The sequence below is a fragment of the Acinetobacter sp. CE-15 genome, assembly GCF_051059255.1.
Taxonomy (GTDB): domain Bacteria; phylum Pseudomonadota; class Gammaproteobacteria; order Pseudomonadales; family Moraxellaceae; genus Acinetobacter; species Acinetobacter guillouiae.
In genome coordinates this window covers 395,615-415,872 of sequence record NZ_CP192737.1, presented here as the reverse complement: position 1 = coordinate 415,872, position 20,258 = coordinate 395,615, and the positions used below count along the sequence as shown (strand labels likewise).

Sequence of the window (20,258 nt, the reverse complement as noted above, 5' to 3'; positions counted from 1 at the left end):
CCAATCTATTTTCTAAGCACATTTAAAACGAGTATTTCCTGTGTCTGCATCGATAAAAGCCACAACTACCCGCTTTGAATTAAAGCAACTCTTTAACTTAATGCTCCCAATTTTAATCACTCAGTTTGCTGCAGCAGGCTTTGGATTGATTGATACCATTATGGCTGGGCATATGTCTCCCGAAGATCTTGCCGCAATTGCTGTTGGTGTAGGTTTATGGATTCCAGTCATGCTGCTGTTTAGTGGCATCATGATCGCAACCACACCTTTAGTGGCAGAAGCCAACGGTGCGCGTACCCCAGAAAACATCCCTTCGATTGTTCGCCAGTCTTTATGGGTTGCCTTATTGCTGGGTATTATTGGCATGCTGGTTTTACAGATCATTCCTTTATTGTTGCCTTTGGTTGGTGTGCCTGAATCTTTATTGCCTAAAGCCAGTTTGTTTTTACATGCAATTGCTTTTGGTATGCCTGCTTTTACCATGTATTCAACATTACGCGGCTATTCAGAAGCTTTAGGCTACCCTCGCCCTGTCACAGTGATTAGCCTTGTTGCACTTGTGGTACAAATTCCGCTGAATTTTATTTTTATGTATGGGATTGGGCCGATTCCACACTTGGGAAGTGCTGGCTGTGGTTTTGCAACAGCTTTGTTGCAGTGGATCATGTTCATCACGATTAGCATTTATATTTTAAAAGCCAAACGCTACCAAGCTACACAACCCTTAAATATGTTTGAGAAAATAGACCGCGTACTGATTAAACGTATCCTCAAACTGGGATTACCAATTGGTTTGGCGATTTTCTTTGAGGTCAGTATTTTTAGTACAGGTGCAATTGTACTCAGTCCGCTTGGTGAAGTTACCGTTGCAGCACATCAAATTGCCTTATCCATCACATCACAATTGTTTATGATTCCGATGTCATTGGCTTTAGCGCTGACCATTCGTACAGGGACGTATTATGGCGAAAAGAATTGGTATGCGATGCGAAAAGTCCAGAAAGTTGGATTAATGACCAGTACCTTATTTGCCTGTATCACTATGTTACTGCTGTTGATTTTACGCCCTCAAATTGTGTCTGTTTATACCAGTGACTATGATGTTTCCCAAGCAGCGATATATTTAATTTTATTTGCGATTGGCTACCAACTTATGGATGCATGGCAAGTCAGTGCTGCAGGTTGTTTACGTGGAATGCAAGATACCAAGGGCCCAATGTGGATTACCATGCTGGCCTACTGGATCATCGCTTTCCCTGTTGGAATTTATTTGGCTCGCTATACCGATATGGGCGCCGCTGGGGTATGGACAGGACTGATCATTGGACTGACCATTGCCTGTGTTTTATTATTAACGCGCCTGTATATGAACAATAAAAGGTTGAGTCAGGCTTAAATTAAAAACGCTTATATTGAATGCGTTTATCTAAAAATAATGCTGTTTAAATACAGCATTATTTTTTATAAGTGTACTTTATTTTACTCAGATTGAAGCTGATAGGCTTGCTGAAACTTTTCAGACATCTCAGATTCATTGCCAACCTCTTTTACGATGGCTTGCCCCACAATGACATCAGTTCCATTAAACGTCATCGTTGGAGAACCATATAACTCATAGCCGTCATTTAAAGCTTTACTGACCCGTGCACAGAAATTCACATCATCCTTACCAGTTAAATAACGATAAACTTTCATGATCCAACAACGATTAAAATATTGAAGAATATTTTAATCCAAAACCACTGAGAAGAAACCGATAGCATGCTGGATATTTTAAGATTAAAAATAGCCAAGTAGAAACAAACGCTTAACAAATTAGAGTAGGCAGTTTAACAATAGTCGCCTATGATCAAAATGAATTAAACGTTTAATCCCAATTAAAGGATGGTTACGAATGTCGAAAAGTACCAGTACCCCAGGTCGCCGCTTTATGAAACTTGCGAGTATGACTGCAAGTATCGCGACGAAAACGGTATCAAATTCAATTCGTAACTTTAATGCGGATGAAGAACAAAAAAATGAAGCCCGCAGTAAGCTGTTCCAAGATATTGGTGTTCAAATTGCAGATACCTTAGGAGAAATGAAAGGTGCTGTGATGAAAGTTGGTCAAATCGCCTCGCAATATAAAGATATCTTTCCACCTGAAGTCGCACGAGCAATTGCTAAATTACAACGTCAAGCACCTGCAATGCCATTTGCCGAAATTAAACAACAAGTAGAACGCGAGCTAGGCAAACCGATTGATCAAACCTTTCTGCATTTTGACGAACAACCCTTCGCAGCAGCATCTATTGGTCAAGTCCACAAAGCCATGTTAAAAAATGGCACTGAAGTTGTGGTCAAAGTACAATATCCTGGGGTAGATGAAGCATGTGAAAGTGACTTAAAACAGGTTCGTTTGGCATTACGCTTAATGGGTGTTTTAAAAGTAGATAAAAAATTACAAGATCGCTTATTTAAAGAAATTCAAGACAGCTTACATGAAGAACTCAATTACGAAATTGAGGCACAAAACTTACAAGTTTTTAGAACATTCCATCAAGCTTTGGACACAAAAATTATTATTCCCAAAGTGTTCACAGACTATTCGAGTCGTCGCATCTTAACTCTAAGCCTTGAAAAGGGCGAAAGTATTGAAACTGCAAGTACTTGGGATTTATCTGTGCGCAATGAAATTGGTCGCCGTTTAATCTTGGCATTGGGTCAACAAATTTTCTTCTTAAAACGTTTCCATTGCGACCCTCATCCTGGCAACTTTGCTTTCCGTGAAGATGGCAGTGTGATCATTTACGACTTTGGCGGTGTAAAAACCTTATCCAATGAAATTATTACTCATTTTAAAGCCTTGGTCAGAGCTGCACGGAAACAAGATATTGTGACGATTGAAGAGCATTTAACGGTTTTAGATGCGTTAGCTGAAAAAGGTAAGTTTCCCGTAGAATTGTATGAGGCATGGCTTGAAATTTTATTACGACCATTGACTACACATTATGATTTTGCTGAAAATTCAGCACATCATGATGGCATCAAACTGGTGAAAAAATCATTGAAGTATTGGGATGTATTTAAACCATCGCCAGATACTTTAATGGTAAATCGTACGATTTCAGGACAATACTGGAATCTGATTCAACTCAAAGTCCATGATAATTTAAAAGATCTCTTTGAAGAGCTGGTGCCTTTACAAGACTAAGTTCTATTGATGGTTTTTATTGAAGTCGATTGCATCCAATTCATTTAAAAGTGACATGATCAATGCATTCATTTTAAAAAATTTCGTTATGCACTTCATCTAATTTTAAGGATAAAGCTTTACATTAAACTTATATTTGAAGTCTAAGCCAGATCCTCCTGCTTAGGCTTCTTTTTTTATCTCACTTTTTTCAAATCCGCTAGACAACACAAATACCCATCAAATGAAGTACTTTACAAATTAAATGTAATATTATAACATTACACAACGTTTAAATAATTAGAGGTTAAAACCATGCGCCAAGGTATCCACCCAGAATATCGTCAAGTGTTATTTCATGACACCAATGCCAATGCATACTTTGTTATTGGTAGCACCATCAAGACAACAAACACCAAAGAATATGAAGGCACACAATATCCTTATGTCACACTCGATATATCCAGTGCTTCACATCCTTTCTATACAGGTGAAATTCGTCAGGCAAGCAATGAAGGTCGTATTGCCAACTTCAATAAGCGCTTTGCCCGTTTTAAACGTTAATTGAACTGTATGTTGTGTCTAAGCCTAAGCTTCCCTCAGCTTAGGCTTTTTCATTTTGAATATTGCACATTATTTTGTGGATAAAAGCATTTGAAAAATATAAAAGCCAATCGCTAAACAGATCACACCAACGATCACACTAGAAACAGTATAAGCCAAAGCGATTGGAAACTGTCCCTGCCGAATCAGCTGGAATGTTTCCAGACCAAAACTGGAAAAAGTTGTAAAACCGCCGAGGATTCCAACCATTAAAAATAATCGAGTTTCATTCTGTAAAATAGGATAGCGCTGGGTAAAAGCAAAAAAAATCCCAGCCAAGAAACAGCCCAAGATATTGATCGACCATGTTGTCCAAGGGAATAGGCTATGTGGTTTAGAAATAATAAACCCTGCACCATAACGTAAACTTGCACCAATTGCCCCACCGCATGCGACCAATAGCCAATTCATGTTTAGATATCCTTAAAACTTTTTAAAAAACGCATTTACCCACCATCCGATTTTTTACAGCTCAGCTTGTGTATAAGCGGATAGTTATCCACAGATTAACATGGAGAAGCTTAACGATCTAATTTAAGTGGCAACTCATTTCTGACATAAAAGTCCAAAGTTGGCACAACAAAGGCCAATACATCTTGTTCACGAACACCCCATTGTTGTAGCAAGGGGCAAGCAATATTAAGCACTTGCGCAGGCACAACCTGACTAAAATCAAAAGGCATTTCAATATCCCCTTGTGATAGTTTTTCAGGTTGATCGACCCATTCTACCCATGCATGGTCTTGTTCAGCCAGATATTGAATGGCCTCATCCCATGAAGAGAATAAATTTTGCCACGCCTCAGGCAAGCGCGGATCTGTATTGATTTGAACCGTGCTGGATAATTGATAAACAGGATCAAGTTCGAGTTCTGTTTGAATCAGCTGTTCAGAGACTTGATGAACAAATTTCTTTGCATATTGTGCTGGCATCGCATCACTTGCCAAACGCCCACTCAAAACATAAAGCTGCTGGTCAATCACAACTTGCTCGAAAATCACCGTTTTATCCTGTTGTGTAGGGGCAATATAAAAGCGCCAATTGCTTTGTTGCGGTGATGGCATCAATTTGCGTAATGGACCTAAAAAAGAAAAACCAAAATGTTCATGTTGATATGTCAGTATGGTAAAAATCGTTTTCCCTTGCTTTTCCCATAACTGAATAGGCTGTGGATAGCGTGAACGAACTTGATCTATATCCACCAACCACGACAAATACACAATATTCTTGACCTGACTTTGTAACTGTAGAAAAGGAATAAAACCCATCAAGATACGGCGTAGTTTTAATAATAATGGGCGTTCAGCAAAAAGACCGATCAGGCTCAAAATAAAGTTTGAATCTTTATTTTTAATATTATGACGATTCATACCGACCTATTTTTATGAATTTCGATGCTGTTATTTTAGCAAATATGGTTAAAGAATGGCCCATCTCAAAATATTAAATAGCATTACTGAATTATTTAACCATAGGCTATGATATTGGCACGATTTAACACGGAATTTTCACATCATGGTTCAAGAATTATTGAAACAACTTCAAGCAGGCGATGCAAAATTTGCAGATGTCATCAGTCATATTGAAGCTCGTTATACCCACACACCGACTGCATTCCAAAATGGTCAACAGCATAATGCTGCCACAGAGAACCAAGGTAGTGCCAAAGTTTTTTCTTTTGCACAATTAAATGATTTAGATCAACAACAAACACTGAATCTATTTGCAGAGCATTATGCTGCTGTTTTGGCAACGCCTGATGCAACAGATCATCAAAACATTCGCCAGTTTATGCAAAATGGCTGGAATGGCATCAAATTTGAAGGCGATGCTTTAACAGCAAAATAACAACAATACAATCAAGTTAGGGATCTATTCGATCCCTTTCTACACGATTATGGACGCTCATCATATTGAGGTAAACCGTCACAAATCGTATCCCACTCTGCTTTATAAGCAGTAAAAATATGCATTGTCGGCTTCTGTTCTAAAGCTGTATCTAAAGTTCCAATTCTTAAACGATAGGTATCTGGTGTCTCTGCTTTAATACTGATGATCGGTGAGCCACATTCTTGGCAGAAACAACGTGTTGTTGTTGCTGTCGATGCAAATTTTTTCAATAATTCCTCACCTTTGGTGATTTTAAAATCTGCTTTTTGAATTGGCGCATTGGTCGCAAATGCTGTGCCATTGGCTTTACGACAACGTTGGCAATGACACTCGATCACCTCTCCAATTTCACCATGAATCTCATAGTGAATACCGTCACACAAACAACTTCCTGTATATATTTTTTCAGCAGACATTGAGAAAATCTCCCTATTTCAAAGGCTATTGGCAATAGCATCAAACTAGCATAAAAGTCGCGTTTTTAATCAAAACACCATCATTTTTTTGCCTAATCTCATCTACTGAGATATTGATGTACACCCTCACCCGCAGCACGCCCTGTCGCAAAACACGCAGTCAATAAATATCCTCCTGTCGGGGCATCCCAGTCCAGCATTTCACCACAGCAAAATACAGAGGGATTGGATTTTAGTTGTAAATGCTGTGTTAATACGGCTTGCTTTACACCACCAGCACAGCTGATCGCTTCTTCAATCGGACGAAATCCCTCAAGCTCAATTTTTAAATGCTTCATCTGTTGTGCAAGTTTTTCAGGAATGTTCCATACTGATTTATCTACCAATTCACGAATCAGATTGGCTTTGGCAACATCTAAACCTGCCTTGCGCCAAATATTGGTACTGGATTGCTTTTTGGACGGCTGTAATTTCTGAGTAAGCTGTTGAACAGTTTGATCAGGTAACAAGTCTAAATAAATCGACATCGGTTGATTGTGCTGTACCAACTGACGTAATAATCGCCCCTGTTTATAGATGAGACCACTTTCTAGTCCATAATGGGTAATCACAATATCACCTTGTGTCTTTGCAGAATTTTCCACCCAAGCATCTACACGTTTAAGAGGCTGACCAAAGACAGGTTGCATATAATTCGACCATGCCCGAACCACACCGGCATTACTCGCTTGAAACGCTTCAATTTCAGAAGCAGGCAACCACTTTTGCCATGCGCCATCACTGCCTAAACGTGACCATGACACAGCACCACAAGCCAGAATAATCGCATCAAAATCTAATTGCTGTGTTGCATTGTTTCTTAGATCAAGAATTTCGAGTTGTTGCTGTTTTAAATCAGTAATTTGATGACGATAATGAAATTGAACGTGCTGCACTTCCAACTGCTTTAACCAAGCACGTAACAAAGGCGCGGCCTTCATTTCTACAGGAAAAATTCTCCCTGAACTGCCCACATAGGATTCAATCCCTAAACCATGCATCCAATTTTGAATCCACGTCGCATCCCACTTTTCAACCCAAGGTCTTAACCATTCCACATGATCATAACGTTGAATAAATTGTTCAAATGCTTCTGCATGGGAAATATTCAGCCCCGTCTTTCCCGCCATCAAAAATTTACGTGCAGCAGAAGGTTTCTGTTCAAAAACATGAACTTCATAATCAGTTGTAGACTGACTTAAAACATCTGCAGCCATTAAACCTGCTGGCCCAGCCCCAATGATGGCGATTTTCTTAATTGGCATCAGACGGCTCTGATACGTTTTCAACACTTTGACCTTGGCGTGGTCCGACCTCATCAAAACGGGTTTGATAGTGTTCAGGTTTAGCAATAATCAATTGCTGACACAATTCACCACGTTCTAAATATTTAATTTCAAAATGCGTACGTGCTGAATCTGATGCAATTGTTTGTTTTTCATAAGGCAGTTTCCAAACATCTTTTAGTTGCTGTTCTGCTTCAGCAATATATTCAGGAATATTACTGGCTAACGTGATACTGCCATTTGGAGATAATCTGGAAAGCAAAAATTCAAAAAAAGGCATATTTAACCAGCGCTGCGCAGGATTATGCGGTTCTGGATTTGGATAGAGAATAAAAAACTGTTGTACCTGATTGGGATAAAGTGCATGCACCACCCACGGTAATGCATCAGCATGAATAGGGGTTAAATTTGTTTGACCTTCCAACTGATGCTGTTTTTGCATGGCAATAAATTTTTCACGGGTTCTTTCTATCGCAATCAATTTCAGTTCAGGGTGCTGTTCAGAAAAGAGCAAGGCATGTTTGCCCTTTCCTGCCCCAATTTCTACACAAATTGGGTTATTTTCAATACATTGAAAATCACGAGGAGCATGCATACGCTGTGCTTGAAATTGACGAATCGACATAATCAGATCAAACTAACAAGAAATCGTTCACAAGTTTAACAACTCTTTACGGTTTTTGCTTTTTTAAATGAGGATTTCCATATGTCTAAAACTTTTCCTTGCCCTCGCTGTGGTGAACCATCTACATGGGAAGGTAATGAATCTCGTCCATTTTGCTCTGAGCGTTGTAAATTGATCGATTTAGGTGCATGGGCCAATGGAGATTATACCTTACCTACAGAAGATGCACCGCAAGCTGAGGATTCTTAAGCCGTGTGCCAAGCTTATAGACACCGCAATGACTTAGCAGACTTAAACGCAAATTTTTTATTAGAAATAATTAAATAAAATTATACTCAGACTTCACAATAACTGTTTATTTTTGGATCTGTATAGCGATATGATACTGCATGTTTCAATTCACACTTTATATATAAAAATTTGATTAGTTTCAATTTATAATGAAACTTGGAGTATTAAGGTGCCTATAGGCTTAAAATTTTTTGTCGCTGTCCTTACAATTTTATGTGCATTTTTTACTTTTATTGGAGTATATGCGCTCGATTTTTCTCTTATCGCGATTGGAATTCTATTTGCAATAGTCATCTTATTAATCAAATTGGAAATGGTAAAGGAGCGGTGATTTAAATCAATTTAACACTATTATTAAAATATTTAATAGCTCTCTTTCATAAATCAAAAAATAATCATGTTGAGCGAATCATATGGGTATTGAAAGTTCCTTCTCCCTTTGAGAAGGCTAGAATGAGGGGGGATTTTATATTGATTTATAATTTTAAAAAGGACTTATGAAAGAAGCCTAATTTTAATTTTCTCATTCTCCACGAATATTATTTCAATGATGGAGTGAATAACTTTTGCAGGAGTTATTTAAAGATGAGCATAAATAACATAGTCTATGCTTTGTTTTACTCAGATTATTCACGTTACTATTACAGATCCTTATTAAATGTTGAATCATTAATAAAATATACATTTAAAACAAAAATGGTGAGTAAAATATTGATTACTTCACCATTTTTCATTTCTTATTTTTGCTATAAAGCCAGACAGCGAATACTTAACCCGCTTTACTTGCCACAAAAGGATTGTGTTGCTTTTCAAAACCAATAGTACTCATCGGACCATGCCCTGAAATAAATTGAGTTTCATCAGGCAGGGTAAAACATTCACGCTGAATTGAATCTAAGAGCTGTTGATGGTTGCCTTTTGGAAAGTCAGTACGGCCAATTGAACCTTTAAACAGTACATCTCCTGTCCAAAGCACACCATATTTGTCATTGTAAAAAATGACGTGGCCTGGTGTATGTCCTGGTGCAAAACGCACTTCAAACTCTTCATCCCCTAAGCTTAACTTTTCGCCACCCTCTAACCATTGATTGACATGAACAGGCTCAGGAATTGGAAATCCATAACGGGCAGATACTTCTTGAATCATTTCTAACCAAAACAGGTCTTCTTTATGCGGACCAATCACAGGCACATTCCATTCTTTGACCAATGCACCTACCGCACCAGCATGATCCAAATGACCGTGTGTTAACCACAATGCTTTGACTGTCAGTCCTAATGCTTCAACTTCTTGTTTTAATTTCTCAGGCTCACCACCAGCATCAATCAATACCGCTTCTTTGGTTTCCGAATCCCAAACAATAGAACAATTTTGGGCGAATGCAGTAACGGGTACAATCTTGACTTGTAACATGATAATTTTCCTAAAAAAATCCTATACCTGTAAATGAAACTTGAGTGCATTCAATTGAGTCTGTAAAAGTTGCTCAAATAAGTCAATATGATCCGCACGGCTATTTAATGCAGGAATGTAAGCATAGTGTTGACCACCTGCTTTTAAAAACAATTCAGCATTTTGAATTGCCAGCTCTTCCAAGGTTTCTAAACAATCTGCCGAAAATGCAGGGCTCAGCACTTGAACAGATTCAACACCTTGCGCTGCCCACTCTTGCAATAGTTGATCGGTATATGGTTTTACCCATTCTTGTTTTCCAAAACGGGATTGGAAACTGATCGCCCATTGGTCGTCTTTTAAATCTAATGCCTGTGCTACCTTAAGTGCAGTGATACGACAACGCTCTGCATAAGGATCGCCTTTATCTGCATAAGGCTGTGGGATCCCATGAAAAGACATCAACAGTTTAGCGGCTGGTCCATATTGCTGCTGATAGTCACGCACACTGTTGGCTAAGGCCTGAATATAAAGTGGGTGTTGATAATAATCTCGAATAAAACTTAAACCTGGAATATTGCGTTGCTTTAACAACCATTGTGCAACGGCATCATATAAAGGGGCGGTTGATGTTGCCGAGTACTGTGGAAATAACGGAAAAAGAATAATATGGTCATACTGCTTGTTTTTCGCATCATTCAATACAGCATCGATACCCGGTCGCCCATAGGTCATTGCTGGCACAATCTCTAAATCTAAATCAGCATTGGTACTTATTAATTTTTTTTGTAGTGATTCAACTTGTTCAAATAGAATTTCACGCATCGGTGAATCATTTGACCAGACTTGTGCATAAGCTTCGGCAACACGCTTTGGTCGAAAAGGCAGAACAAATGCATTTAAAATAATTGCCCATAAAATTTTGGGAATTTCGATGACGCGCTGATCTGATAAAAACTGCTTTAAAAAAGCCCGAACAGCTGGAGCTGTAGGCGCATCTGGTGTCCCTAAATTAGCAATAATAATCAGAACCTTAGGTTTAGATAAAGACATTTTCACCCGATTTACAGAATAGTTTATCTCGAATGATCAGCTTAACAGAGTCTTTATCTAAACAAAATTTTTTATCTAGACTCACTCAATTTATTTAACTTAAAAAATTGAAGAACGGCTGCTAATACGTTGTGAATTTTCAAGTAACTTTACGCATTTATCCGTCATCTGCCAGAGCATACGCTGACGATCATCACGCCCCACAGGGATAATCCATTCATTTTGACGGACTTGCTGCTTAATCGTATGCAATGAACGCACATTAATCTGTGCTCTAGATACAGCATGAGCACGTGGCATCACCACTTGCGCATCGGTTAAACCCGTATTATTCAAATATTCGTTTAAGACTTTAGAGAAAAAATCCTCAGACGTCGGTTGTCTAAATTCAACTGATAAGATTTTCAATAACTCTGCCCATGTCATCTCACGCGCTGGCGATAACTCTTTAAAATTACCATCTTGATAGGCATGCATTCGATAATCAAAATTAAACACTTCATGTAATGAAACTTTGGGTAAAGTTAAAAATGGATCTGCTTCTTTTTTTCCTTGCTCTACGGAAACATGTGCCAACTTTGCTTTTAAACGATCAATCTCATCTTGTAAGACTTGAATATTCTGAGGTCTGACCCATCCTACGACAGGATAACGCTCTAGCATTTGTGGCATATATGAACGTACCGCAAGTTCTAAATCTCGTAAAGTTCGATAAGTAACGACTTGCTCAACTTCTTTTTGTAGTTGATGTCTAAATTCATTAAACTTTTCTTTTAGCAGCGTACTTTCTTCTTTTAAATGCGGTTCGCGAAATTCAGGACTCTCATGCATAAATACAATAATTGGTTTCTGTTTGGTCACCGCATAAATATATTCAAGATGTAAATAACTCACCCCTGAAACAGATTGTTCACCGTACTGACTCCCCAACAACAATAAAACGTAATCACAGTCATCTATCTGACGACGTGCAAATGCGGTACTTAATGGTGTCCGTTGTTCTAATCCCCAAGAAAAAAACCCCATCCCTATAAGGGTTTGTGACACGACCATCCGTTCTGGCTGCATTTCTTTGCCAGATGTTGTAATAAAAACTTGATACCGTTTATCGAGCATAGGTTAACCCATTCTTGTCACACCCTACTTAAATCCATCCATGAGCTTTAAGTTGGATATGCCCTACACTTATGAAAATATATTAAATCTGTTCAATATTGAAAGAATTAGCCGAGTTTTTCAACAATATTTTCTACAGACCATGTAATTTTTGGTTGTATGAGATGTTTGATGACATTTTCTAATTGTTTTGCATTTCCCCCACTCACAAAACATTGTAAACGCACCCCTTTTTCTTGCAAGCTACTTGATATTAACTCATTTTTTAACAATATACGCGCCGTTTGTCGTGCAACCGCTAATCCAGAATCAATTAAGTTAAGCTGAGGGCCGTATAATTCTTGAATACTTTGTTTTAAGTAAGGGTAATGAGTGCAGCCCAACACCAAATAATCTGAACCTTTGGCAATGACTGGATCTAAAACCTTTTGCAGGCTATGTTTGCATTCCAAACTGTTATAACGTCCAGATTCAATCAAGGGAACCAGTTCAAGATTGGTAATCGTCAGTACTTCGACATTGGCAGGTTCTGCAAAACGCTGCATCACATCTTTGATCAATTTTCCACGAAAAGTGGCAGGTGTAGCCAAAACGGAAACCACTTTAGACTGGGTTTGTAGCACTGCTGGCTTTAAAGCAGGCACCAGCCCAACAATAGGAAAGTTTTCACCATAATGATCACGTAAATAATCAAGACTAAATGCTGAAGCGGTATTACATGCCACAACTGCGATTTTACAACCTTGACGATATAACCATTCAATTGCTTGTGCAGTTAATTCACGAATATTTTGATCCGTCCGTGGGCCATAAGGGACATGTGCAGTATCGGCATAATAAACAATACGTTCATTTGGTAAATAATTGGCAATTTCCTGTGCAATAGAAAGCCCACCGATACCTGAATCAAAAATACCAATCGGGGCATCTGCCAAGGCTTTTGGCATTGGATTTTCTAGAGGAGAGAGAGGAAGAATCGCGCTCATTTGATCCACTATTGGCATACGGTAAAAATAATTAACAAGATTAAACCTCAAGTCCCTAATTGCAAGTGAAAATCACCACTTTCTAAAGATAAAATGGTATCTCCTTGTTCATTTTCAAGCAATTTCCCATATTCAATCAGATGGAAAAAAGCAGAACGTTGAATCAAGGCATTTATCCCAAAACGAATATGTACATAAGGTCTTAACTCACCTTGATATTCACGCATAAAAATAGGGTGTTCTGGATCAATCAGTGTAATGTCTTGATTGGTGGTGGTAACTTGTAAATAGACCTGTCCATCGAGATTCACCTGATCAACTTGATTGACCAATAAAGGTTCATCCTCAACTTGAATTTCAATCTGTTCAACTGGGGTTTTTAAATAGAACTTTCCGTCTTCTTTCCAAAGTACTTTTGTAAACAGGTCTAAAAGCGCTTGGCGTTTGATCAATTGACCTTCGTGCCACCATTCTCCATCGGCTTTTACCGTCAAATCCATTTTGCCACAATGCTTTGGCTGCCACTGCTCTAAAGGGGGTATTGACCTTTTGTGACCCGCCTGTACATCTTTTAAGTATTGTGCAATGCTCATTAAGTTTTTATTATCAGAATCTGGCTGATTTTGAGCCGCTGATGTTGAATTATTTTGATTTACCATGGTTTATGCCTTGTTGACTTAAAAATAATACGACTCAGCCAATTGGCTAGATTAGGGTTTCTAACTATACTAGCGCAAAATATATTATTGGTACGAGCGTTAATTCGTATCACGGAATTTTTAGAACACTCATGGCAGCACCGATTTATTAATTCCCAATAAATGCTCACGGTTGCCACCCTTAGAAATATGAGGAGTCCTACATGGAACACATCGAACGCGAATCGATGGAGTTTGACGTAGTGATCGTAGGCGCAGGCCCTGCGGGTCTTTCTGCTGCGATTAAAATTCGTCAATTAGCGCTTGAAAACAATCTTCCAGACCTTTCCGTCTGTGTGGTTGAAAAAGGCTCTGAAGTTGGTGCGCATATCCTTTCTGGTGCTGTACTTGAACCTCGTGCAATCAATGAACTTTTCCCTGACTGGAAAGAACAAGGTGCACCTTTAAATGTACCTGTGACTGAGGACAAAACTTATTTCCTCATGTCTGCTGAAAAGTCACAAGAAGCACCACACTGGATGGTTCCTAAAACCATGCACAACGATGGTAACTATGTTATTTCATTGGGTAATGTGGTTCGTTGGTTAGGTCAAAAAGCGGAAGAGTTAGAAGTTTCTATCTTTCCTGGCTTTGCTGCTTCAGACATCCTTTATCATGAAGATGGTTCTGTAAAAGGCATCCAAACTGGTGATATGGGTATTGGTAAAGATGGTGAACCTACTCATAACTTTACTCCCGGCTATGAACTTCATGCGAAATACACAATTTTTGCAGAAGGTTGCCGTGGACACCTTGGTAAACGTTTGATTGCAAAATACAACTTAGACCAAGATGCTGATCCACAACATTACGGTATCGGAATCAAAGAACTTTGGGAAATTGACCCTGCAAAACATAAACCAGGTTTAGTGATGCATGGTTCAGGCTGGCCTTTGGCAGAAACAGGTTCTTCAGGCGGCTGGTGGTTATATCACGCTGAAAACAACCAAGTGACCTTGGGGATGATTGTTGATTTATCTTATGAAAATCCACATATGTATCCTTTTGCTGAAATGCAACGTTGGAAAACACATCCACTGATCAAGCAATATCTTGAAGGTGGTAAGCGTATTTCTTATGGCGCACGTGCAGTTGTTAAAGGTGGTCTAAACTCTCTACCTAAACTGACCTTCCCAGGCGGTTGCTTAATTGGTGATGATGCAGGTTTTTTAAACTTTGCTAAAATCAAAGGCTCTCATACTGCGATGAAATCGGGTATGTTGTGTGGTGAGGCTGTATTTGAAGCAATTCAAGCAGGTCATGAGAAAGGTGGTGATTTAGCGGTTGCGCGTGTCGCTGAAGGCGAAGATTTCTTTGCTAAAGAGTTGACTGCCTATACTGACAAATTCAACAACAGTTGGTTAAAAGAAGAGTTACATCGTTCACGTAACTTTGGCCCAGCAATGCATAAATTCGGTTTATGGATGGGTGGTGCATTTAACTTTATCGATCAAAATATCTTTAAAGTGCCATTTACCCTACATGACCTTGCACCTGACTTTAGTGCATTAAAAACTGTAGATGCTGCGACATTTAAACCAACTTATCCAAAGCCAGACGGTAAATTAACCTTTGACCGTTTATCTTCTGTATTTGTATCCAATACCGTACATGAAGAAAATCAGCCTGCTCACTTAAAGCTGACCGATGCTTCGATTCCAGTCAATGTCAACTTACCAAAATGGGATGAGCCAGCTCAACGCTACTGCCCTGCTGGTGTTTACGAGATTATGGAAAATGATGATGGTTCTAAGCGCTTCCAGATTAATGCTGCAAACTGTGTTCACTGCAAGACTTGTGATATCAAAGATCCATCTCAGAATATCACATGGGTAACTCCTGAGGGTGGCGGTGGGCCTAACTACCCGAATATGTAAATAAATAAACCCGCTTCGGCGGGTTTTTTATCATTAATTAAATTTCATTTTTCAACAAAAAAATTATATTATTTATTTCCACCATCAAATAAAACAACCAACCTAACATAGTTTATTTGACTTTCAATTTCATTTTTTGATGAATAAAATTCATAGATTATAGAATTATTTTTTTGATTACCAAATATATGTTTATATAATGTAGTTGGGCTATACGGACTAGAGTAAATTGCTGAGCCCTTTTCAACCGGCTCTGAATATTTAAAGAAAATATTATTTTCTTTTAACAATTTCACATCAGCCTTTATTGGTTTTTTAAACACAGGTTGATTTGATGGAGAAAAAACAAATTTATATTTTTTCTCTTTATCATTTAAGTTTAAGACTTTGATTGTGGCTGGATAACCAAATTTATTTTTAGATAAAACGTATACTCCTCTATCAGTTAAAGTTCCATCTTTTAGCACATGCACTTTCAAAGCTCCCTCAAAGAAGAGACTACTATTCCACTTTTCTGTCTCGCCAACTCTTGTGATTTCATTTATCAACATAATAGTATTATCAATCATATTGTCATCCATTGTTTTGGAATTTACAGTTGAATTAAATATTAAAAACAATAATAAACTTATCAGCTTAAAATAATACATTATCTAACCATTAAAATATGAGTATATTTTGAGAGGATCTTCATCACCCTCACTTAAAAACCAGTCTGTAGTATTCTCAGCATCGAACTCAGGAACCATAACACCATAATTCATATTATTAGCTGAACCTATTCTTAAAAAGTAAGTATATTTCAAATCTTCCTCCTCATTATTTATTTTTGATTTAAATGCAGCTAATAGCTCTTTTGCTTTTCCTACATTTGGATACTCTGGGTAGCTATAATGTTTTAAATTAGAATTAAATAAATGTTCATTCCATGCAAATGGACATATAGCCTTTTTCGATATCCCATACATTTTTACATAGCCATAGGCATCAGGAATTTTTTTATCTAAAATATCTGAAAGAATTCTATAAGCTTCTTTTGCACAAGTTTCATTGGTAATTGCTCTATATTTCTTATCATTTGATTTCTTTTGCTCCCATTCATTTGTTTCATGATTATAAAAATGATTATTTGATTTCTCATACATTTCACTTACTTCATTTTTTATTTTTTTTGCGTCATCTTCACTAATATTTAGAACATATAATTGAGCTACCTCACCAATCGGATATTGACATGTTGAAGCATTTCCAATTACTTTATTTTCACCAAGCTTCTTTCCAGCGCTAGGGCCAAAACTAAAAAAACTAAAAACATCATCATTTTCTACAACATAAAAAAAAGCATGCCCCCAGTCTAAATTAGGGCCTGTTAAATATTGATGTTTAGCCGATTTCGAGGAGAATGTTATCTTTGCATTTTGATATGCATATGAAGCATTAGCCTCTGTACCAATAACTAAATAATACTCATTAACTTCAATTTCTGTTATAGGCTGATTAATCTCAGTAATATATTTTTTCTCATTCATTATTATAGTTCCACATCCAAGCTAAATTTTTCTTGCTCAGCTGTATAAATCCTATTTGTTTTACCATCTTTGTCTGTTTTACCTTTAAATTTTTTCCCATTTGCTCCATTTAAAACATAATTAGTATTCGGCATGATTTCACCTTGCTTATTCTTTAAGATAAACTGATGAGAGTATATATTCTTACTTGGTAGAAAAGGAATTTCAAAGTTAACTCTTTCCCCACCCAAAAACTTATGCTGCCCCGCCTTACTCTCAAACTTACCCGCAGTGGTCGGTAAAACACCTGCACTACTAATTTCAACTTGCGAACCATCTGCAATCAAAATAATTTTCTTATCCGCTTTAATCTCAATCTTATCTTCAGTTGAAATAATCTGAATACCTTTACGTGCAATCAAATCCGCACCATCGCCTTGTGCTTGGATCTCAACTTTACCTTTCCCTGCAAATAATCTTGCCCCTTCTTGTGCCGCAAAAAGACTAATCTTTGATTGTGCATGTGCGACTAAATTCTTTTGCGTACTCAGGTTGATACTATCACCCGCAGTTTCATAGATTTGTCGATCGGCAGAAAGATGTAGATCTTCATTAGTAGCAAGCGCAACCGAATTGGGTGAAGCCAATAACATGAGAGCTTGCTTAAAGGTATCTGCTTGGCTTTTTGCTTCACTGGATTCATCTTTTTCCAAAAATGAAATAAACGATTTCAAATGATCTAAATTTTCTAAAGGATCCGTTTGCTGATTCTTAGCAACTTCACTTAAGGCTTTAGAGTTATTTAGGCTGCTTTCTAACTGACTTTTCGCTGCTGTTGCATCAAGGTGATTGCCTGAAGCTGAATCTTGGCTATAGGTACTCAGCAATAGGCCTTGCCCTGCACGCACTGCTCCCCATTGGTCTGTTCTTAGTTCAAAGCCTTCGCCTCGTCCTTCACTGTTATCAGTTTCTTTGGGATGACTCAGATTACCAAGGTTAAGTTGACTCGTGCCGTGACTGCTTTGTAGCTGGCTGCTGATTTGATCTGTGGTATCGTCAAATCTCAGTTGGCCATAGCCACTGCCTTTAACTTCTCGACTTTTGATCCCTGCTAGTTTTTTTGTATCAGGCAATTGGCCTTTGTCATCAAATTTAGTTGGACTTCGTTGTGCTTCATGAATACGCCCCACCACAAATGGTCGGTCAATATTGCCATCAAAGAAATCTATCACGACAATCTCGCCAATCCTCGGTAAGAACCGCGCACCATAGCCTTCACCTGCCCACGGGGTCAGTACATCCACCCAAGCGGAATCAGTGTCGTTGTCATTGCTCCCTGCACCACCATCATGACTGTGATCTTCATTGCGGGTAAATAGGAAGCGAACTTTAATGCGTCCCCATTCATCGACATGAATTTCTTCTCCACTTGGCCCAACCACTTTGGCACGTTGTGGATGGGTACTTGGACGGTGTTGTAGTGGGTGATATTCTGGAACAGTGGTGATATTACGGCGTTGTAGTATCAATTGATTGGCTTGGCGTTCATCACTGTTGCTGTTGTCTGCTTTATTTTCGTTTACCCAGTTGCTTTGTTGGAGCAAGCGATTGATTTGTTCGTTCAGATCTTTGGGTAAGTTGTTCTGGTTATAGAATGTCTTTGAGGTGATCAGAAATTCTTTGTCTGAGCCATCGTGTTGGTCTATTTCTGGGTGTTCGTTTAACTCAAACCAGTAACCTACTTGTGCATCACGTACAGTGGAATTGGCTATAAATTGTTTGGATTGGGCATCGTAATAATAGCTGAGGTTTTGGTTGATCTTTTCAATTTGATTGTTATTTGAGGCAGTTGCTTGATCTTCACCATTCAGGTCTTGAATCCATGCTGGGCTGATATGCCAAGCTTGTTCTAAACCAAGACTGGCATTATTCTGATTTTGACTGTGCTGGTGTTTACTTTGAACACTACCTGCGCCCTCTTCTTGTTCTAACACATCTGCTTGCCAGCGTTGTACGTGGACAGCGGTGGGTTGTAAGCTACGTTGTCCGATAAAGCTGGTGATGCTGTCTTGTTGTTCTGTGGCACTGCTACGATGGAAGCGAATCTTTCTTCGTTCTAGCGCTTTGTATTCACCGTTATCATCCACCAAACGCAGTTTTTGTGGCTGAATTTGAGTCGCAGAACTAGGTACAATCAATTGTGCTTCATCAATCAGCCAGTTGATCCCTTCACTGCGCATCAAGCGGCTTAAAAATGCATAGTCACTTTCATTGCTCTGCATGATGAATGGTCGGATATCGTAGTCTTTTTTCAGTCCACTTTTATCGAGGCTTAGACTCGATGCAAAGAGTGGGCTTTTGTCTTGCCATTCTTTAAACAGCGTTTCTATGACTTGTACAACCGACTTATTCATAAACACTCGGCTGTTACGGCGTTTATGCCACAGTGAAGTGGCATCTTCGAGTTTGAGTTTATATAGCGTTAGTGCGCCATCACTCTGCCCTTGTGCTGCTTCAGTAATCACCCCTGTGCTACGAAACAGTTGTCCTTGATCTGTGACTTGATCAATGGCCACTTGGCTACCAATGAATTGTTTAAGTGGAATCACAGCCGAAGTGGCAAGGCAAATCAGTTCAACAGACACACCTTGGTTTAGACCATGTTGTCCATCGATGCGTTGTAAGAAGACTTGGTTGTTTAAGTCTGTATTGCTAAATTGGATATGCAAAGCTCGTTTTTGTGCGTTTAGTCCAAGCTGATCCAATATTTTATAAATGCTATTTACTAAGCTGTTCATTTGAATGAGTTAATTATTATTAAAAAATATGTTTAGATTATAATCATAAGTCAAAATTCTGTCATTTTTAATTTTGTAAAATGATTTAATATCCACAATATAATTATTAAAATTCAATAAATTACATATAACATAAATTTATTAGCCATTAAAAACAGGCTAAATAAATTTCAATATTTTTAAATCAATAAAAGGGAAATCATTACATATAACATAGACTGATTTCCACTCATCATGATCTTTTAACCTTTCTTCACTAAATAGTGAAATTCCTTATTTCCGGCATCATCTAGTACTTCTTCTTGTAAAATCAACTCATGACCGAGATGCATACAAAATTTAGGAATGTCCCAAGAGGTTGAATTATCAGTTGCAAATACTTCAACGACATCACCTGATTTAGATTTACGAATTGCTTGATGCAACATCATTACAGGCTCAGGACAACGTAGTCCACGCGTGTTTAATTGAATGCTTGCTGTAGGCATCGGTTCAGACATTATCTAT

General features: G+C 38.2%; 21 protein-coding genes. 6 read left to right on the top strand and 15 right to left on the bottom strand.

What is annotated here, in order from left to right:
* Positions 1-40: 40 nt before the first annotated feature.
* The gene (locus tag ACQ7EO_RS01875) at positions 41-1,396 is read left to right on the top strand and encodes an MATE family efflux transporter (RefSeq protein WP_096735236.1); all 1,356 of its coding nucleotides are present in this window, start codon (positions 41-43) and stop codon (positions 1,394-1,396) included.
* A gap of 83 nt (positions 1,397-1,479) precedes the next feature.
* Here ACQ7EO_RS01875 and ACQ7EO_RS01870 read toward each other — a convergent pair whose 3' ends face one another.
* Positions 1,480-1,695 (bottom strand): DUF1737 domain-containing protein, encoded by a 216-nt coding sequence (locus tag ACQ7EO_RS01870; RefSeq protein ID WP_034616427.1) that lies wholly within the window; start codon positions 1,693-1,695, stop codon positions 1,480-1,482.
* 199 nt (positions 1,696-1,894) lie between these two features.
* Here ACQ7EO_RS01870 and ACQ7EO_RS01865 point away from each other — a divergent pair, with 199 nt between their 5' ends.
* Together ACQ7EO_RS01865 and ACQ7EO_RS01860 are read left to right on the top strand one after the other, a co-directional pair.
* Positions 1,895-3,193 carry an ABC1 kinase family protein gene (locus ACQ7EO_RS01865; protein ID WP_004816806.1) on the top strand — a complete coding sequence of 433 codons (1,299 nt, stop codon included), beginning with the start codon at positions 1,895-1,897 and terminating at the stop codon, positions 3,191-3,193.
* Positions 3,194-3,487: 294 nt separating this feature from the next.
* Positions 3,488-3,736 carry a type B 50S ribosomal protein L31 gene (locus ACQ7EO_RS01860; RefSeq protein ID WP_004816804.1) on the top strand — a complete coding sequence of 83 codons (249 nt, stop codon included), beginning with the start codon at positions 3,488-3,490 and terminating at the stop codon, positions 3,734-3,736.
* Between the two features lie 69 nt (positions 3,737-3,805).
* Here ACQ7EO_RS01860 and crcB read toward each other — a convergent pair whose 3' ends face one another.
* Together crcB and ACQ7EO_RS01850 are read right to left on the bottom strand one after the other, a co-directional pair.
* The gene (gene crcB, locus ACQ7EO_RS01855; protein ID WP_034616430.1) at positions 3,806-4,186 is read right to left on the bottom strand and encodes a fluoride efflux transporter CrcB; all 381 of its coding nucleotides are present in this window, start codon (positions 4,184-4,186) and stop codon (positions 3,806-3,808) included.
* A 110-nt stretch (positions 4,187-4,296) separates the two neighbouring features.
* Positions 4,297-5,145, bottom strand: a complete 849-nt coding sequence (locus tag ACQ7EO_RS01850; protein WP_434278774.1) for a DUF2071 domain-containing protein — start codon at positions 5,143-5,145, stop codon at positions 4,297-4,299.
* Between the two features lie 145 nt (positions 5,146-5,290).
* On the opposite strand from ACQ7EO_RS01850, the gene ACQ7EO_RS01845 reads away from it, so the two are divergent.
* Positions 5,291-5,623 (top strand): HopJ type III effector protein, encoded by a 333-nt coding sequence (locus ACQ7EO_RS01845; protein ID WP_434278773.1) that lies wholly within the window; start codon positions 5,291-5,293, stop codon positions 5,621-5,623.
* Positions 5,624-5,670: 47 nt separating this feature from the next.
* Here ACQ7EO_RS01845 and ACQ7EO_RS01840 read toward each other — a convergent pair whose 3' ends face one another.
* The 3 genes from ACQ7EO_RS01840 to ACQ7EO_RS01830 all read right to left on the bottom strand — a co-directional run bounded on the left by ACQ7EO_RS01840 (position 5,671) and on the right by ACQ7EO_RS01830 (position 8,037).
* Positions 5,671-6,081, bottom strand: a complete 411-nt coding sequence (locus tag ACQ7EO_RS01840; RefSeq protein ID WP_004725587.1) for a GFA family protein — start codon at positions 6,079-6,081, stop codon at positions 5,671-5,673.
* Between the two features lie 98 nt (positions 6,082-6,179).
* Positions 6,180-7,385 carry a TIGR03862 family flavoprotein gene (locus tag ACQ7EO_RS01835; RefSeq protein ID WP_434279584.1) on the bottom strand — a complete coding sequence of 402 codons (1,206 nt, stop codon included), beginning with the start codon at positions 7,383-7,385 and terminating at the stop codon, positions 6,180-6,182.
* A complete protein-coding gene (locus tag ACQ7EO_RS01830; protein ID WP_209828058.1) occupies positions 7,375-8,037 on the bottom strand; it encodes an SAM-dependent methyltransferase in 663 nt (220 codons plus the stop codon). Before ACQ7EO_RS01830 ends, ACQ7EO_RS01835 begins: the two co-directional genes overlap by 11 nt.
* Positions 8,038-8,112: 75 nt before the next feature.
* Here ACQ7EO_RS01830 and ACQ7EO_RS01825 point away from each other — a divergent pair, with 75 nt between their 5' ends.
* Complete coding sequence (locus ACQ7EO_RS01825; RefSeq protein ID WP_434278772.1) at positions 8,113-8,280, top strand: DNA gyrase inhibitor YacG; 168 nt, start codon at positions 8,113-8,115, stop codon at positions 8,278-8,280.
* Positions 8,281-9,091: 811 nt separating this feature from the next.
* Here the strand turns inward: ACQ7EO_RS01825 and ACQ7EO_RS01820 are convergent.
* From ACQ7EO_RS01820 to ACQ7EO_RS01800, 5 genes are all read right to left on the bottom strand, one after another.
* Positions 9,092-9,736 (bottom strand): MBL fold metallo-hydrolase, encoded by a 645-nt coding sequence (locus ACQ7EO_RS01820; protein ID WP_434278771.1) that lies wholly within the window; start codon positions 9,734-9,736, stop codon positions 9,092-9,094.
* A 21-nt stretch (positions 9,737-9,757) separates the two neighbouring features.
* A complete protein-coding gene (gene hemH, locus ACQ7EO_RS01815) occupies positions 9,758-10,768 on the bottom strand; it encodes a ferrochelatase (protein WP_434278770.1) in 1,011 nt (336 codons plus the stop codon).
* Positions 10,769-10,867: 99 nt separating this feature from the next.
* Positions 10,868-11,884, bottom strand: coding sequence for a DUF4062 domain-containing protein (locus ACQ7EO_RS01810; RefSeq protein ID WP_004816781.1), 1,017 nt, complete (start codon positions 11,882-11,884; stop codon positions 10,868-10,870).
* Positions 11,885-11,991: 107 nt separating this feature from the next.
* Positions 11,992-12,870 (bottom strand): glutamate racemase, encoded by an 879-nt coding sequence (gene murI, locus ACQ7EO_RS01805; protein ID WP_035370572.1) that lies wholly within the window; start codon positions 12,868-12,870, stop codon positions 11,992-11,994.
* 47 nt (positions 12,871-12,917) lie between these two features.
* Complete coding sequence (locus ACQ7EO_RS01800; RefSeq protein ID WP_434278769.1) at positions 12,918-13,529, bottom strand: DUF1285 domain-containing protein; 612 nt, start codon at positions 13,527-13,529, stop codon at positions 12,918-12,920.
* A gap of 203 nt (positions 13,530-13,732) precedes the next feature.
* On the opposite strand from ACQ7EO_RS01800, the gene ACQ7EO_RS01795 reads away from it, so the two are divergent.
* On the top strand, positions 13,733-15,445 hold the full coding sequence (locus ACQ7EO_RS01795) for an electron transfer flavoprotein-ubiquinone oxidoreductase (RefSeq protein WP_303576646.1): 1,713 nt from the start codon (positions 13,733-13,735) through the stop codon (positions 15,443-15,445).
* Positions 15,446-15,513: 68 nt separating this feature from the next.
* Here ACQ7EO_RS01795 and ACQ7EO_RS01790 read toward each other — a convergent pair whose 3' ends face one another.
* The 4 genes from ACQ7EO_RS01790 to tusA all read right to left on the bottom strand — a co-directional run bounded on the left by ACQ7EO_RS01790 (position 15,514) and on the right by tusA (position 20,251).
* Entirely contained in the window at positions 15,514-16,014 is a 501-nt protein-coding gene (locus tag ACQ7EO_RS01790; RefSeq protein ID WP_434278768.1) for a hypothetical protein, read from the bottom strand.
* Positions 16,015-16,098: 84 nt separating this feature from the next.
* The gene (locus tag ACQ7EO_RS01785; RefSeq protein WP_434278767.1) at positions 16,099-16,974 is read right to left on the bottom strand and encodes a hypothetical protein; all 876 of its coding nucleotides are present in this window, start codon (positions 16,972-16,974) and stop codon (positions 16,099-16,101) included.
* 2 nt (positions 16,975-16,976) lie between these two features.
* Positions 16,977-19,751: a type VI secretion system Vgr family protein gene (locus ACQ7EO_RS01780; RefSeq protein WP_434278766.1), complete on the bottom strand. Its 2,775-nt coding sequence runs from the start codon at positions 19,749-19,751 to the stop codon at positions 16,977-16,979.
* A 242-nt stretch (positions 19,752-19,993) separates the two neighbouring features.
* On the bottom strand, positions 19,994-20,251 hold the full coding sequence (gene tusA / locus ACQ7EO_RS01775) for a sulfurtransferase TusA (protein WP_004725563.1): 258 nt from the start codon (positions 20,249-20,251) through the stop codon (positions 19,994-19,996).
* Positions 20,252-20,258 lie beyond the last annotated feature (7 nt).

Excerpts from the sequence above, each read along its gene's own strand:
- ACQ7EO_RS01870 (WP_034616427.1), bottom strand. The coding sequence starts at position 1,695 with ATGAAAGTTTATCGTTATTTAACTGGTAAGGATGATGTGAATTTCTGT.
- ACQ7EO_RS01865 (WP_004816806.1), top strand. The coding sequence starts at position 1,895 with ATGTCGAAAAGTACCAGTACCCCAGGTCGCCGCTTTATGAAACTTGCG.
- ACQ7EO_RS01860 (WP_004816804.1), top strand. The coding sequence starts at position 3,488 with ATGCGCCAAGGTATCCACCCAGAATATCGTCAAGTGTTATTTCATGAC.
- crcB (WP_034616430.1), bottom strand. The coding sequence starts at position 4,186 with ATGAATTGGCTATTGGTCGCATGCGGTGGGGCAATTGGTGCAAGTTTA.
- ACQ7EO_RS01850 (WP_434278774.1), bottom strand. The coding sequence starts at position 5,145 with ATGAATCGTCATAATATTAAAAATAAAGATTCAAACTTTATTTTGAGC.
- ACQ7EO_RS01845 (WP_434278773.1), top strand. The coding sequence starts at position 5,291 with ATGGTTCAAGAATTATTGAAACAACTTCAAGCAGGCGATGCAAAATTT.
- ACQ7EO_RS01840 (WP_004725587.1), bottom strand. The coding sequence starts at position 6,081 with ATGTCTGCTGAAAAAATATATACAGGAAGTTGTTTGTGTGACGGTATT.
- ACQ7EO_RS01835 (WP_434279584.1), bottom strand. The coding sequence starts at position 7,385 with ATGCCAATTAAGAAAATCGCCATCATTGGGGCTGGGCCAGCAGGTTTA.
- ACQ7EO_RS01825 (WP_434278772.1), top strand. The coding sequence starts at position 8,113 with ATGTCTAAAACTTTTCCTTGCCCTCGCTGTGGTGAACCATCTACATGG.
- ACQ7EO_RS01820 (WP_434278771.1), bottom strand. The coding sequence starts at position 9,736 with ATGTTACAAGTCAAGATTGTACCCGTTACTGCATTCGCCCAAAATTGT.
- hemH (WP_434278770.1), bottom strand. The coding sequence starts at position 10,768 with ATGTCTTTATCTAAACCTAAGGTTCTGATTATTATTGCTAATTTAGGG.
- ACQ7EO_RS01810 (WP_004816781.1), bottom strand. The coding sequence starts at position 11,884 with ATGCTCGATAAACGGTATCAAGTTTTTATTACAACATCTGGCAAAGAA.
- murI (WP_035370572.1), bottom strand. The coding sequence starts at position 12,870 with ATGAGCGCGATTCTTCCTCTCTCTCCTCTAGAAAATCCAATGCCAAAA.
- ACQ7EO_RS01800 (WP_434278769.1), bottom strand. The coding sequence starts at position 13,529 with ATGGTAAATCAAAATAATTCAACATCAGCGGCTCAAAATCAGCCAGAT.
- ACQ7EO_RS01795 (WP_303576646.1), top strand. The coding sequence starts at position 13,733 with ATGGAACACATCGAACGCGAATCGATGGAGTTTGACGTAGTGATCGTA.
- ACQ7EO_RS01790 (WP_434278768.1), bottom strand. The coding sequence starts at position 16,014 with ATGATTGATAATACTATTATGTTGATAAATGAAATCACAAGAGTTGGC.
- ACQ7EO_RS01785 (WP_434278767.1), bottom strand. The coding sequence starts at position 16,974 with ATGAATGAGAAAAAATATATTACTGAGATTAATCAGCCTATAACAGAA.
- ACQ7EO_RS01780 (WP_434278766.1), bottom strand. The coding sequence starts at position 19,751 with ATGAACAGCTTAGTAAATAGCATTTATAAAATATTGGATCAGCTTGGA.
- tusA (WP_004725563.1), bottom strand. The coding sequence starts at position 20,251 with ATGTCTGAACCGATGCCTACAGCAAGCATTCAATTAAACACGCGTGGA.